Origin of the sequence: Jeotgalibaca arthritidis, assembly GCF_011100465.1 — a bacterium.
In the GTDB taxonomy this organism is placed as follows: domain Bacteria; phylum Bacillota; class Bacilli; order Lactobacillales; family Aerococcaceae; genus Jeotgalibaca; species Jeotgalibaca arthritidis.
In genome coordinates, this window is the sequence record NZ_CP049740.1 from 1,435,721 (window position 1) to 1,449,166 (window position 13,446).

Annotated in this window: 13 protein-coding genes and 1 other annotated feature (1 of these 14 running past the window's edge); of the genes, 9 read left to right on the forward strand and 4 right to left on the reverse strand. The window is 39.6% G+C overall.

What is annotated here, in order from left to right:
* Positions 1-1,431 (forward strand): Asp-tRNA(Asn)/Glu-tRNA(Gln) amidotransferase subunit GatB, encoded by a 1,431-nt coding sequence (gatB, locus tag G7057_RS07340; protein ID WP_166162411.1) that lies wholly within the window; start codon positions 1-3, stop codon positions 1,429-1,431.
* A gap of 69 nt (positions 1,432-1,500) precedes the next feature.
* Here the strand turns inward: gatB and G7057_RS07345 are convergent, their stop codons facing one another.
* From G7057_RS07345 to G7057_RS07355, 3 genes are read right to left on the reverse strand one after another with little or no spacing between them, the layout of a single operon-like run.
* The gene (locus tag G7057_RS07345; protein WP_166162413.1) at positions 1,501-2,529 is read right to left on the reverse strand and encodes a LacI family DNA-binding transcriptional regulator; all 1,029 of its coding nucleotides are present in this window, start codon (positions 2,527-2,529) and stop codon (positions 1,501-1,503) included.
* A gap of 40 nt (positions 2,530-2,569) precedes the next feature.
* Positions 2,570-3,238, reverse strand: coding sequence for a beta-phosphoglucomutase (pgmB, locus tag G7057_RS07350; RefSeq protein WP_166162415.1), 669 nt, complete (start codon positions 3,236-3,238; stop codon positions 2,570-2,572).
* A gap of 3 nt (positions 3,239-3,241) precedes the next feature.
* Positions 3,242-5,503 (reverse strand): glycoside hydrolase family 65 protein, encoded by a 2,262-nt coding sequence (locus G7057_RS07355; protein WP_166162417.1) that lies wholly within the window; start codon positions 5,501-5,503, stop codon positions 3,242-3,244.
* A gap of 213 nt (positions 5,504-5,716) precedes the next feature.
* Between G7057_RS07355 and G7057_RS07360 the strand changes: the two genes are divergently transcribed.
* The 8 genes from G7057_RS07360 (at position 5,717) to G7057_RS07395 (ending at position 12,633) form a co-directional block, all read left to right on the forward strand.
* Complete coding sequence (locus tag G7057_RS07360) at positions 5,717-7,849, forward strand: PTS transporter subunit IIBC (RefSeq protein WP_166162419.1); 2,133 nt, start codon at positions 5,717-5,719, stop codon at positions 7,847-7,849.
* Positions 7,850-7,916: 67 nt separating this feature from the next.
* Entirely contained in the window at positions 7,917-8,753 is an 837-nt protein-coding gene (locus G7057_RS07365) for an endonuclease/exonuclease/phosphatase family protein (RefSeq protein WP_227004571.1), read from the forward strand.
* 72 nt (positions 8,754-8,825) lie between these two features.
* Positions 8,826-9,809, forward strand: coding sequence for a diacylglycerol kinase (locus G7057_RS07370; RefSeq protein WP_166162421.1), 984 nt, complete (start codon positions 8,826-8,828; stop codon positions 9,807-9,809).
* 184 nt (positions 9,810-9,993) lie between these two features.
* On the forward strand, positions 9,994-10,485 hold the full coding sequence (locus G7057_RS07375; protein WP_227004702.1) for a CarD family transcriptional regulator: 492 nt from the start codon (positions 9,994-9,996) through the stop codon (positions 10,483-10,485).
* Between the two features lie 192 nt (positions 10,486-10,677).
* Positions 10,678-11,103 carry a hypothetical protein gene (locus G7057_RS07380; protein ID WP_227004572.1) on the forward strand — a complete coding sequence of 142 codons (426 nt, stop codon included), beginning with the start codon at positions 10,678-10,680 and terminating at the stop codon, positions 11,101-11,103.
* A gap of 14 nt (positions 11,104-11,117) precedes the next feature.
* Complete coding sequence (locus G7057_RS07385; RefSeq protein ID WP_227004573.1) at positions 11,118-11,603, forward strand: ribonuclease domain-containing protein; 486 nt, start codon at positions 11,118-11,120, stop codon at positions 11,601-11,603.
* Between the two features lie 2 nt (positions 11,604-11,605).
* The gene (locus G7057_RS07390; RefSeq protein WP_166162425.1) at positions 11,606-11,884 is read left to right on the forward strand and encodes a barstar family protein; all 279 of its coding nucleotides are present in this window, start codon (positions 11,606-11,608) and stop codon (positions 11,882-11,884) included.
* 14 nt (positions 11,885-11,898) lie between these two features.
* A complete protein-coding gene (locus tag G7057_RS07395) occupies positions 11,899-12,633 on the forward strand; it encodes an alpha/beta hydrolase (protein WP_166162427.1) in 735 nt (244 codons plus the stop codon).
* A gap of 96 nt (positions 12,634-12,729) precedes the next feature.
* On the opposite strand, the gene G7057_RS07400 is transcribed toward G7057_RS07395, so the two are convergent.
* On the reverse strand, positions 12,730-13,152 hold the full coding sequence (locus G7057_RS07400) for a DUF2188 domain-containing protein (protein WP_166162429.1): 423 nt from the start codon (positions 13,150-13,152) through the stop codon (positions 12,730-12,732).
* A 130-nt stretch (positions 13,153-13,282) separates the two neighbouring features.
* Positions 13,283-13,446: a binding site (T-box leader), on the forward strand; it runs 42 nt beyond the window's last position.

Consider the following 13,446-nt stretch of genomic DNA (forward strand, 5'->3'; position numbering starts at 1 on the left):
ATGAATTATGAAACAGTCATTGGACTTGAAGTCCATGTGGAATTAAAAACTGAATCAAAAATGTTCTCCCCATCTCCAGCACATTTTGGGGCAGAACCAAATACAAATACAAACGTTATTGACTGGGGTTACCCAGGGGTCTTGCCAGTTATTAATGAAGGTGCCATTGGTTACGGAATGAAAGCTTCTTTAGCTTTGAACTGTGACATTAACCTAAATAACTACTTTGACCGTAAAAACTATTTCTATGCAGATAATCCAAAAGCTTACCAAATTACTCAAATGGATACACCAATCGGTTACGACGGCTGGGTTGAAATTGAAGTAGATGGTAAGAAAAAGAAAATCCGTATTAACCGCGTGCATTTAGAAGAAGATGCTGGTAAAAATACCCATGGATCAGATGGTTATTCTTATGTGGACTTGAACCGCCAAGGAACACCTTTGATTGAGATTGTTACTGAAGCAGATATTCGCTCACCAGAAGAAGCTTACGCTTTCTTGGAAGCATTGCGCGAAATTATTATGTACACAGGCGTTTCTGATGTGAAGATGGAAGAAGGATCAATGCGTTGTGACGCTAATATCTCTCTTCGTCCATATGGTCAAGAAGAGTTCGGAACAAAAGCTGAATTAAAGAACCTAAACTCATTTAACTTTGTTCGCCGTGGTTTGATTTACGAAGAAAAACGTCAAGCTAAAGTATTGAATGCAGGTGGCGTGATTCAACAAGAAACACGTCGTTTTGACGAAACAACAGGTGAAACATTATTAATGCGTGTTAAGGAAGGTTCAAGTGACTACCGTTACTTCCCAGAGCCAGACCTACCAGCTTTAGAAATTTCACAAGAATGGCTTGAAGAAGTTCGTGCAGAATTACCAATTATGCCGAAAGAACGTCGTCAAGTTTACATCAATCAATACGACTTACCTGAATACGATGCAATGGTATTGACCCTTTCAAAAGAAATGTCAGATTTCTTTGAAGGAACAATTGCTGCAGGCGCAGATCCAAAACAAGCATCGAACTGGTTGATGGGTGAAGTTTCTGCTTACCTAAACAGTGAGAAACTAGAACTACACGACACTAAGTTAACACCAGCTAACTTAGCAGGAATGATTCAATTAATTGCTGACGGTACAATCAGCTCGAAAATTGCGAAAAAAGTATTCCGTTTGTTGGCAACTAAAGGCGGCGATGCTAAGGAAGTCGTTGAGAAAGAAGGATTGATTCAATTATCCGATCCATCACAACTTCTACCAATTATCAATGCTGTCTTAGATGGTAACCAACAATCAATCGAAGACTTTAAAGCAGGGAAAGACCGTGCAAAAGGCTTCCTTGTTGGTCAAATTATGAAACAAACAAAAGGTCAAGCAAACCCAGGTATGGTAAACAAATTACTAGCTGAAGAACTTGGCAAACGTTAATAGTAGATAAGGATGGTCGATACAGCTTTAAAAAAGCTCTACCACATAAAAAAGGATTGAGCCTCAGACTCAATCCTTTTTTTCATTAATATCTAGAACGGTTTCGCGCTCCACCAATTGATGGGGTACGACAACTCTCAGGCCTGCTGAAGGCTGATCAGGTTCTTTTAATTGCTTAATTAAGGCCTGGATGCCGTGGCGACCCAAGTCTGGTATGGCAACATCGACACTTGTTAAATAAGGGTGCGTCAATGTTGCGAAAATAGAATTGTTAAAACTAATGAGTGACAAATCATCAGGTACTTTGTAATGATGTAATTCAGCTAGTTGAATGATACGAAGGGCAAAGATATCATCAATCACAACAACTGCCGTTGCTTTCGTTTCTTTTAAATGATCGCCGAAGTGCATGTAATCTTCAGGACCTAACAAGGTAACTGCTGGGAAAACGTCAAGTCCAGCCAGCATTAATGCTTTTTGATAACCAAAGTAACGTTCGAAATACAAGATTTCCTCGGTTGTATTACTAATAAATAAAATACGCTTGTGACCATTTCTAATTAAATAATCGGTTGCGTGCTTTCCGAGTAGTTGGTTGTCATTATCGACGTAAGAAATCTTCTCTTCATGTCTGTAAGGTTGGCCGACTAACGTAAAGCGAATCTTATGTTTCGTTAAGTAATCAACGATAGGATCAGACCGATCTGAATAAAGAAGGATGAAGCCATCGACTTGCCGTTGCAAATGCATCTGTTTAACATTTAAAAGTAAATGATCAAAGTCGCGTGCAGAAGCGATGGCCGTTGCCATCCCATGTTTATGGGCTTCTTCGTTAATGGCTTCGATAATCTCCAAATAAAAGGGATTTCCTAGCCGTTCTTTTGAATCGAAGGGAGGAAGAATAACGCCGATTGCATTTGCAGAACCTTTACCTAAGTTTTGGGCGGTTTTGTTTGGTACATAACCCATTTCTTCCATCACTTTGCGAACTTTTTTCTTAGTAGCAGGTGAAATGCTGTGGTGATCGTTAATGACCCGAGAAACAGTCGATGTCGCAACACCGGCACGTTTCGCCACATCTTTTACAGTAATCGTCATGATTATCCTCCTTCTTTATTTTATCTATTATACTACTATTTTAGGCGTTTGTCTGCTGCCATTCTGAAACCAAATAATCATAAGACAATAGACTTGTATCAGAAACAAGGGGGATATCCTTACCCAAATCTTCTGCTGTCCCAACACCGATTGGAAGAGCGCCTGCTGCATGAATCGCTTGAATACCAGCTTTAGCATCTTCAATTCCTATACAATGTTGGATAGGAACCCCAATTAATTCTGACGCTAGTAAAAATAAATCAGGAGCGGGCTTTCCTTCTTTAACAGCAGCTGGATCAGCAATGGCATCAAAGTACTCAGTTAGTCCCATACGCTCGAGTAAGAAAGGACCATTTTTGCTAGCAGATGCTAGGGCGATTTTAATGTTTTTGTCTTTTAGTTCTTTTAAAAGATTTAGAATACCTGGATAAATATCGTTAGCTGAAAAAGCTTGAATGGAGTCAACGTAAAAATCATTCTTTTCTTTTGCGAAGGCTTGAAACTCTGCATCGCTATAGCGTCCAGTTTGTCCGCCATGCTCAAGAATCAATTGTAATGAATCCTCACGACTGACTCCTTTTAGTTTTTCATTGAAACGGCGATCAATATCAATACCTAGTTTGTTAGCTAAACCTTTCCAAGCTTGGTAGTGGTACTCAGCGGTATCTGTAATGACACCATCTAAATCGAATAATACGGCTTCAAACATCTGTTATTTCCCCCTTGTTTCAACTTCAAGTCGATCTGTTAATGTAACAGCTTCACCATACAAATGAAGTGCTAGTGCTTCACCTTCTAGTAAGTCGATTGATACGGTTTCTTTGTTAGCTGTAATTAATAATAAGCGGCCACGATAGTTGATATGGAAGGCATAACTATTCCATGAAGCGGGCACAAACGGTGCAAAAGATAGGGTTTCGTTCCAAGTCTTCATTTGAGCAAAGCCTTGAACAATCGCCAACCAACTTCCTGTCATGGATGTAATATGAAGGCCATCTTCTGTATCATTGTTGTAGTTATCTAAGTCAAGTCGAGCTGTACGTTGATACATCTCAACAGCTTTTTCTTCCATCCCTAATTCAGCAGCTAAAATAGCGTGAATAGAAGGGGAAAGTGACGACTCGTGAACGGTCATTGGCTCGTAGAATGCAAAGTTTTTACGAATTTCTTCTTCAGTATACTGATTGCCGAAGTAATAAATACCTTGCAAGACGTCCGCTTGTTTAATGAAGCAAGATCGTAAAATGCGATCCCATGACCAATTTTGGTTTAATGGTAGATGCTTAGGATCAACCTCAGAAACTGCCATTAAATCTTTGTCCATGAATGTATCATGTTGGATAAAGACACCTGTCTCAGGGTCAATAGGATAGTACATGTTGTCTACGATGTCTTGCCAAGTCGCTAGTTCGTCGGCAGAAATCGTAATCGTTGCAGTGTCTTGATACTTTTTATAATTTTCGATGGTGTAACGTAGCACCCAAGCTGCGATTGTATTCGTGAACCAGTTGTTATTAACGTTATTTTCGTATTCGTTTGGTCCTGTTACGCCATGAAACATGTATTTGCCTGTTTGTTTAGAGAAGTGAACGCGGTCTGCCCAGAAACGTGAAATTTCGAGAAGGATTTCAAGCCCTTCTTTTTTCAAGTAGCTGTCGTCGCCAGTGTAGTTAGTATAGTTGTAAATAGCGTAAGGAATAGCACCGTTACGATGGATTTCCATAAAAGTAATTTCCCATTCGTTATGGCATTCAACGCCAGTGAATGTCACCATTGGATACAAAGCGCCAGCTAAACCTTGTTGACGAGCATTATGAATAGCGCCATCTAGCTGGTTGTAGCGGTACTTCAATAGATTTTTCGTTACACTTGAATCAGCTAAAGCTAAGTAAAGTGGTACGGCATAAGCTTCTGTATCCCAATAAGTTGCACCACCATATTTTTCACCTGTAAAGCCTTTTGGTCCAATGTTTAAACGCTCATCTTCACCGTAGTAAGTTGAAAACAGCTGGAAGAGGTTGAAACGAATCCCTTGTTGGGCTGCAACATCACCATCAATAACCACATCTGCTAACTTCCAACGCTCTAACCAGGCAGCAGCATGGGCAGCTTTTAATTCTTCGTAAGTTTCTGTTAGGTCAGTTAATAGACCCGTTGCAACAGCTACTTGCTGGTTTTCTTCAATGTCTCGGCTAGTAACAATAGCGACGAATTTATCTAATTGAATGGTTGTTCCTTCTGCTAATTCAAAATCAAAGGATTCTTCAGCTAAAAGACTAGACTGTGCTGGTTCAGATGTAACAGTTGTACGGTTTTGCATAGCTGCTGTTACGGTGAATTGGTCCACCCCGAATGGATTAGGGATGGTACGCATGGTTAGGTGAGACGGTTGTGTCTCGATTTCTTCCCAGAACATTTCGCCATAGTTGCTATCTTCATTTTGAACGTTACCGTTCAGTTTTGATACGACATTTAATGAGCCGTTCCCTGATAAGGTTTCAACGGTTAGTCGAAATGCGCCGATTTCTTTTTTCGTCAAACTCAAGAACCGTTCAAAATTAAAGCGAACAGTAACATCATTAATAGTTAGAGTAAAATGGCGAGTGAGAACACCAGTCTTCATATCTAATTCCAAATAAAATTCTTCTGGATCCATAGTTGCTAAATCAACTGCTTGATCATTGACATACAAGTCAATGGACGCAAAGTCAACCGCGTTAATCACTTTACCAAAATATTCAGGGTAGCCATTTTTCCACCAACCAACACGTGTTTTGTCGGGGTACCAGACACCAGCAAGGTAAGTCCCTTTATGGTGGTCACCAGAATAAGATTCTTCAAAATTTCCACGCATCCCCATATAACCGTTACCAATACTTGTTAATGATTCTTGCAAGCGTAAATTTTCCCGGTCGAGTGTATTTGTATATACCTTCCATGGGTCAACATTGAAGAGACGTTGTACGTTATTCATTCATAATTCCTCCTAATAAATTAATAAATACTTGCCTTAATAATAGACGCAACCGGTTGCGTAGTCAAGAGGTTCATTGAATTATTAATTTTATTAAATAAATATTGTGTTTTAAACTTGGTATTAAGGGTTTACAAATTGTTTGAGAGATACTATAATATATTTTAACGAAACCGTTTGCGTTATGCATCGGAAAGTTGAGGAGGAAATAGTTTGAAAAAAGTATTTAATTTTGAATTTTGGCAAAAATTTGGAAAAGCATTGATGGTTGTAATTGCCGTTATGCCGGCAGCAGGTTTAATGATTAGTATTGGTAAAACATTACCACTGATTAATGCAGACCTAGCGTTGCTAACAACAACTGCTAGTGTGATTGAAAACATTGGTTGGGCAGTCATTGGCAATCTTCACTTGTTATTTGCTTTAGCCATCGGGGGAAGCTGGGCTAAGGAACGTGCGGGTGGTGCATTTTCAGCAGGAATTGCATTTATTTTAATTAACCGTATTACCGGAAGTTTATTTGGTGTCACAGGGGATATGCTAAATGATCCAGAAGCATTTACTCATACTTTCTTTGGTACAAAGATTATGGTAAACGGATTCTTTACGAGTGTACTTGAAGCGCCAGCGCTTAATATGGGTGTATTTGTTGGGATTATTGCCGGTTTTGTTGGCGCAATGGCTTACAATAAATACTATAATTTCCGTAAGCTGCCAGATGCGTTATCATTCTTCAATGGTAAACGTTTTGTCCCGTTTGTGGTGATTCTATGGTCGGCAGTGATTTCACTAGGATTAGCTGTTGTTTGGCCGTATATTCAAGCAGGAATCAACAACTTTGGTTTATGGATTGCGCAGTCGCAAGACTCTGCACCTGTTTTAGCACCATTCTTGTATGGAACGTTAGAACGTCTGCTACTACCATTTGGCTTACACCATATGTTGACGATTCCAATTAACTACACGCAATTAGGTGGCACATATACGATTCTTTCTGGCGCACAGGCAGGTACACAAGTATTTGGTCAGGATCCATTGTGGTTAGCATGGGCAACTGACTTAGTAAACTTGCGTGGTGTTGATGCATCACAGTATGAGTATGTCATCAATGGTTGGGTGCCAGCTCGTTTTAAAGTTGGACAAATGATTGGTGCATCAGGTATTTTAATGGGACTTGCTTTAGCTATGTTTAAAAATGTCGATGCAGACAAACGTGGTGCCTACAAATCCATGTATATTTCAGCAGCATTAGCTGTTTTCTTAACAGGTGTAACAGAACCGCTTGAATTTATGTTTATGTTTGCGGCAGTGCCATTGTATGTCGTTTATGCCTTTATTCAAGGGACTGCATTTGCGATGGCAGATATCTTGCCACTACGTTTGCATTCTTTTGGTAATATTGAATTATTGACACGAACACCACTTGCAATTAAAGCAGGGCTGAGTGCTGATTTGATTTATTTTGTTATTGTAGTGATTGCTTATGGTGTCTTAACTTATTTCTTAGCGAGCTTCATGATTCGTAAATTTAACTTTGCAACACCAGGCCGTAATGGAAATTATGAGGTGGATGCAGAAACAACACCTTCATCAAATGGAGCAGCAGTTGATAGTCAAGCAGCGTCTATTGTTGGACTACTAGGTGGACGCGACAATATTGTTGATGTGGATGCGTGCATGACACGCCTACGTGTAACTGTAAAAGAAAACGCTGATGTTGCTCAGGAGCTAGAATGGAAAAAACTTGGCGCAATGGGACTGATAGTGAAAGATAAAGGCGTTCAAGCGGTCTATGGACCTAAAGCAGATGTCTTAAAATCTGATATTCAAGATTTATTGGATTCCGGTGTAGCATTACCAGCATATACATCTGATAACTCAATGCAGCGTGAAAAAACAGATTTATTGAGTGTAGCTACTGGTAACATTATTGCCATTGAAAAGGTTAACGATCCCGTTTTTGCAGGGAAAATGATGGGAGACGGATTTGCTGTTGAACCAACAGATAAGCTGGTTTATTCCCCAGTTGCTGGTAAAGTCGTTTCTGTTTTCCCGACTAAGCATGCCATTGGTTTGCAAACGGCATCGGGTGTAGATGTTTTAGTTCATATGGGATTAAATACCGTTGAATTAAAAGAAGCAGCTTTTAACTTGCATGTTGAAGAAGGACAAACCATTGCTGCTGGAGACTTATTGGCAGAGATGAACTTAGAAGCTGTTAAGGCTGAAGGAAAAGAAACAACGATCGTTGTTGTTTTAACCAATGGAGATAAGGTACAATCTTACCAACTCACTCAAGAAGGACAGCAAGATGCAAAAGCTGTTATTGGTTATTTTGAAAGCTAATCAGATAAATAAACAAAAAGCTGGGAAGTGATTCCTGGCTTTTTGTGTCATTAGAAAGGAAGAGACTATGACTTATATCATGACGTTAAATACACACAGCTGGATGGAAGAGGAGGCCAATGAAAAACTAATACAGTTGGCCGACCGGATTATTGAAATGGATTATGAAGTTGTTGCATTACAAGAAGTGAATCAACTTCTCGATTCTAAACAAGCAACAACCGATCAGTTTTTTCAAGCTGTAGCTAAACAACGTCCCATTCATGTTGATAACTTCGCTTATGTCTTAACAGAGTTATTGAAAGAAAGAGGACGTAGCTACTATTGGTCTTGGACTGCTAGTCACATTGGTTATGACCGTTATGCGGAAGGGGTAGCGATTTTATCTAAACAACCTATCCAAGCTAGCGACTGTCGTGTGTCTGTCGAAGATGACTTTTCAGACTACCATACGCGCCGCTTATTAATTGGGAAAACGAAGGTGTTTGGACAGACGGTTCGTATTGTAAGCAGCCATTATTCGTGGTGGCAAGCAGATCAAGAAGCAGGTTTTTCTTATGAATGGGATCGAACCCTTGACTACTTAAAACAAGAGTCTGGACCGATTATGTTAATGGGAGATTTGAATAACGCAGCTGATGTTCGTGAAGAAGGTTATGACTACGTACACCAAACAGCGCCACAATTACATGACGCTTACCAATTAGCTTCTGAAAAACAGGGCCGCTATACCGTTGAAAAAAGTATTGACGGCTGGGAAGGGAATCATCAACAACTGCGTATTGACTATATTTTTCTGACGGCAGATTTTAGCGTTGAAACTTACCGGGTTATTTTTGATGGGAAAACAGGGCCAGTAGTCAGCGATCATTATGGAGTGGAAGTGCGACTTGTTCATCGATAAAATTTAGCTAGAAAAACCAAAGTGTGCTATAATGACTGGCATATTGAATAGCGAAAGACGAGGCACTGAAACATGCGAGCAAGAATAATTTATAATCCAACAGCAGGTCGAGAAATTTTAACGAAAAATATGCTCGACATTTTGCGCATTCTAGAAAAGGCTGGTTATGAAACGAGCACCTACGCGACAACAGCGGAACCAAAGTCTGCACAAAATGAAGCAAGACGAGCGGCTTTAGCTGGTTTTGATTTACTTGTAGCGGCAGGTGGCGACGGCACCATTAATGAAGTAGTTAGTGGGATTGCCGATTTAGAACGACGTCCGAAAGTAGGGATTATCCCTGCTGGTACCACTAATGACTATGCACGAGCATTGAAAATTCCACGATCAGATTTGTTGGCTGCTGCTGAAGTGATTGCGGCTGGACACGTCATACCCATGGACATTGGTCAAGCCAATGATCAGTATTTTGTGAATATTGCAGCGGGTGGTTACTTAACCGACTTGACTTATGAAGTTCCAGCTAAACTAAAAACGATTTTTGGTTACTTGGCTTATTTGGTAAAAGGTGCTGAAAAATTGCCAAGTGTGAGACCGATTCACATGCGAGTGGAGTATGAAGGCGGCGTTTATGATGGTAGCGCGTCAATGTTTTTCGTGGCAATGACCAATTCAACGGGTGGCTTTGAAATGCTAGATCCTAATATTGTCTTAGGTGATGGGAAGTTTTCCTTGTTTATCTTAAAAACTGCTAATATTTTTGAAATTCTACAAATTATTGCAGCAGTCTTGAATGGTGGAAAACATTTAAATCATCCACAAGTCCTTTATGCGAAGACCAGTTTTGTAAAAGTCGAATCGAAAGATAACCAACGCTTGATGATTAATTTAGATGGCGAATATGGTGGCGATGCCCCAACGACTTTCACTAATCATCAACAGCATATTCAAATTATTGGGAATCGTTCAGATTTTGCAGACCCAATTGATACGTCTAACCACCGTAACCAGTTTGTGGATATGGTAGAACAACTTGAAACAACTGAAATGGATTAAGGAAACTGTCCCTTTTAAAAAGAGGGATAGTTTTTTATTTTCAAAAAAAAGTTGCTATAACAAGCATCATTTTTAGTCGCTTACATTTTTTTGTTTTTTCTGTTATAATATATATATAGTGATGTGCAAAAAATATATATTGTTCGTTGCACACAAATTTAAAGGAGGACTTGCATTGTATCAAGTGGAAGATTATGTTGTTTATGGTAACGAAGGTGTTTGTCAGATTACGGCGATTGAAGCGCTTGATTTAACAGGTATGAACGAAAAAAAAATATATTACGTTTTACAACCTGTTTATAGAAGTGGTACAGTTTATACACCAGTCGATACTAAAGTTTCAATGCGACCTGTCATTACCAAAGAGGCTGCAGAACGTTTAATAAGTGAGATTCCTACCATCCAAGCAGAGACAGATGGGCCGACAAATGCGACATTCCTAAAGAACAAATATACTGAAATGCTGCTCGCTAATGACTGCAGTGAATTAATACAAATTATTAAAACGGTGACAACGAAAGAAGATATTGCCGAAAAGAAGAATAAAAAAATCGGTCAGACCGACAAATATTACTTGCGTAAGGCAGAAGACCTGTTGTATAGCGAATTTTCCATTGCCTTAGATATGCCAACCAATCAAGTGCACACATATATTAAAGAAAAGATTGAAGCTTAATATAGATGGATTATCAAACGAAGACAGTGAATAAGCTGGCTTCGTTTTTTTGTTGTTTAAAGGAAATAAAAAAACACTTTTAACGTCCTCCAACTATAAATAAGACGTTTTTCAGACCTTGGACCAGTGTCAGCAGGCTATCTTTGAGCTATAATAAACAAGACTGAAAAAGAAAAGAGGTTGTATCCATAGATGAATAAACTGTTAGCTTGGTTTCAAGAAACAATGAAAAAGACAAACCGCCCAGATGATTTAACACGCTTTTTATTAAAATTAGGTGTTGTTCTAGGATTGATGGGGATTATATTATCGCTCAAAACAATATTGTGGTTAGGTTTTTCAGCGATTATTGTGTTGTACGTCCGAATATTTTCGAAAGACAAACAACGCTATTACAGAGAAAATCAACTTTATTTAAAATACCGAAATCAAGTAATGGGACGGATTAATGATTTCCGTAATCGCTTGATGAATAAGCAAAATCGGATGAAGCAAAGAAAAACACATCGCTTTTACAAGTGCCCAGAGTGCGGCCAAAAAGTAAGAGTACCAAAAGGCAAGGGTAAGATCGCCATCAAGTGTCCGTCATGTAGTCATAAATTTGTGAAGAAGAGTTAAGGAGCGTTATGAAGATGTTAGCAATAGTTAAAAAGTGGTTGTCCAAATCATCACTCTTATTTTTAATGGTAGGGCTGCTAGCTGCCTGTACAACTGTTGATTTTGAACAACTCGTATCACCGCTAGAAGACAATCAAACTGAAGTTGGTGTCATAGAAGGCGAATGGTATTCCTCCAAAGACGAGGTAACCGACTACTTGATTACCTACGACGAACTGCCACCCAACTACTTAACCAAATCGGAAGCTAGAGAATTGGGCTGGGATAATGCTAAAGGAAATCTTTGGGAGGTAGCAGACGGCATGTCCATTGGCGGCGATTATTTCGGAAACTACGAAGGGTTGCTACCTGACGAGTCGGGCCGCGATTACTATGAGGCAGACATTGACTACGAAGGTGGTTACCGTAACGCCAAACGCCTTATTTTTTCGAATGACGGTTTGATTTACTATACAGATGATCATTACAAAAGCTTCGAACACCTATACGGGGAGGAGTAAGCATGGAACAAATCATTTTAGATGGTAGAGAATTTTTAGACAAGGAAACAAGTCATGATTACCTTAGCCGGCAGTTAGGCTTAGCCGACCATTATGGTCGAAATTTGGATGCTTTGTGGGACTGCCTAACAACGGATTTCACTCCTAAACGGATTGTGATTCGTCACCCACAAGCGATCAGCCAGCAACTGGGCCGCTACGGTGTGATGCTTTTAAGTTTATTTAGTCAACTGAAACGCGCTAACCCCAGCATCGTTGTCGTCATGGCTTATCAATTTTAGATTGAGGTGTAAGAATGAAAAACTTAAAACGAATCGGAATTATCGTTGCTACAGTATTCGTTATCTGCTTTGCTGGCTTTTTCTGGTATGTGAATGACTACTATGAAGGAACAGAAGTGGCTATTTCAGCGCTTGCGTCAGATGAATCGGTAACAGTAAAAGAAGCAGACGGTGTGATTCAGTTTAGCCCAAGCCAAGTAGTGGATGAAACAGTTGGCATTATTTTTTATCCGGGTGGAAAAGTGGATGAAACAGCCTATGCGCCCTTAATGAGAGGGTTAGCAGAATCAGGTTATCAAGTCTTCTTAGCAGAAATGCCCTTTAATCTAGCAGTCTTTGATAGTGATGCTGCAGAGGACATTATCGCAGCTCATCCAGAAATCACAAATTGGTATTTAGCAGGACATTCATTAGGCGGCTCGATGGGCGCTATTTTCGCTGAAGCTAATAGCGATAAAATCAAAGGTCTTATTTTATTGGCTTCCTATTCAACAGCAGATTTATCGGAATCTGGCCTGGCTGTGATGAGTATTCACGGTAGCCAAGATGGGGTTTTGAATATGGAAAAATTAGCGGAATATCAACCGATGTTACCAGCTGATTTTAAAGAAGTCATTATTGACGGCGGCAACCATGGACAGTTTGGTGATTATGGTCATCAAGAAGGTGATGGACAAGCAAGTCTATCAGCCAAAGACCAACAAGCAATGACTATTTCAGCAATAACCGAATTTATTCAAGCTCATTAATCGAAAAAGAATGGCACCCAAGATCTTGGGTGCCATTTTTATGTAAGTGTGTAAGATACAGCTCCAAATTGAGTGTTGTATCTCTCAGTTTAGCTTTTATTCATTCTTCTTATGTGAAATAACCTGTGTGTCTCGGTTAGCAGCGATTTCCTTGGCGCGGTTTTCTGCTTCTTTTTTTGTGGAAAAGGTATCAGATGCTTGTTTGGCGCCTTCTGTTTTTACTTCCCAGTGGTCGTCCTCTTCGACGTAGCGGACATGGACGTCCTTTTCAATATAGTCAGCACCTTTATTGTTAGCATCAGCTTGATGGTCGGTAATATCTTTTTCCTTGAGTTGCTGTTTATCAGAACTAGTAGCGTCTTCAGCCCATTCTTTGGCTTTAGCAGTTGCGATTGGAATAGCGTCACTTTCTTTGTAGCCATCAGCTAACATGGCATTGGCGATATCAATGGCTTTAAGTCTAGTCGTCTGGTCAAAGTTTTTCCAACTATTGGGATAATCGTTTTCTGTCCAAGGCATCACATTTCCTCCTCAAGATGAGTTGTTTTATGACTTTAGTTTACTGAAAAAAGAAAGTAGACTCAAAAGATAAGACTTTTCAAAAAAACATGGACAAGTCAAGCTTTTATTGCTATATTATTGTAGATATAGAGATTCGATAAAGAAGAGAGTAATTTGTCAGATTCCTTTTTAGCGAGTGGGAAAGGTGAGAGCCCACAAGGAAGCGAGAAATGAACCGCACTTCTTTTGAAAATAGTCTGAAATGAGTAGGATTGTTCGGGTAGCTCCGTTAACGGTAAGAAGGGTGCTGTC

Bases quoted from the DNA above. Each gene is read 5' to 3' on its own strand.
- gatB (WP_166162411.1), top strand. From the start codon at position 1: ATGAATTATGAAACAGTCATTGGACTTGAAGTCCATGTGGAATTAAAA.
- G7057_RS07345 (WP_166162413.1), bottom strand. From the start codon at position 2,529: ATGACGATTACTGTAAAAGATGTGGCGAAACGTGCCGGTGTTGCGACA.
- pgmB (WP_166162415.1), bottom strand. From the start codon at position 3,238: ATGTTTGAAGCCGTATTATTCGATTTAGATGGTGTCATTACAGATACC.
- G7057_RS07355 (WP_166162417.1), bottom strand. From the start codon at position 5,503: ATGAATAACGTACAACGTCTCTTCAATGTTGACCCATGGAAGGTATAT.
- G7057_RS07365 (WP_227004571.1), top strand. From the start codon at position 7,917: ATGACTTATATCATGACGTTAAATACACACAGCTGGATGGAAGAGGAG.
- G7057_RS07370 (WP_166162421.1), top strand. From the start codon at position 8,826: ATGCGAGCAAGAATAATTTATAATCCAACAGCAGGTCGAGAAATTTTA.
- G7057_RS07380 (WP_227004572.1), top strand. From the start codon at position 10,678: ATGAATAAACTGTTAGCTTGGTTTCAAGAAACAATGAAAAAGACAAAC.
- G7057_RS07385 (WP_227004573.1), top strand. From the start codon at position 11,118: ATGTTAGCAATAGTTAAAAAGTGGTTGTCCAAATCATCACTCTTATTT.
- G7057_RS07390 (WP_166162425.1), top strand. From the start codon at position 11,606: ATGGAACAAATCATTTTAGATGGTAGAGAATTTTTAGACAAGGAAACA.
- G7057_RS07395 (WP_166162427.1), top strand. From the start codon at position 11,899: ATGAAAAACTTAAAACGAATCGGAATTATCGTTGCTACAGTATTCGTT.
- G7057_RS07400 (WP_166162429.1), bottom strand. From the start codon at position 13,152: ATGCCTTGGACAGAAAACGATTATCCCAATAGTTGGAAAAACTTTGAC.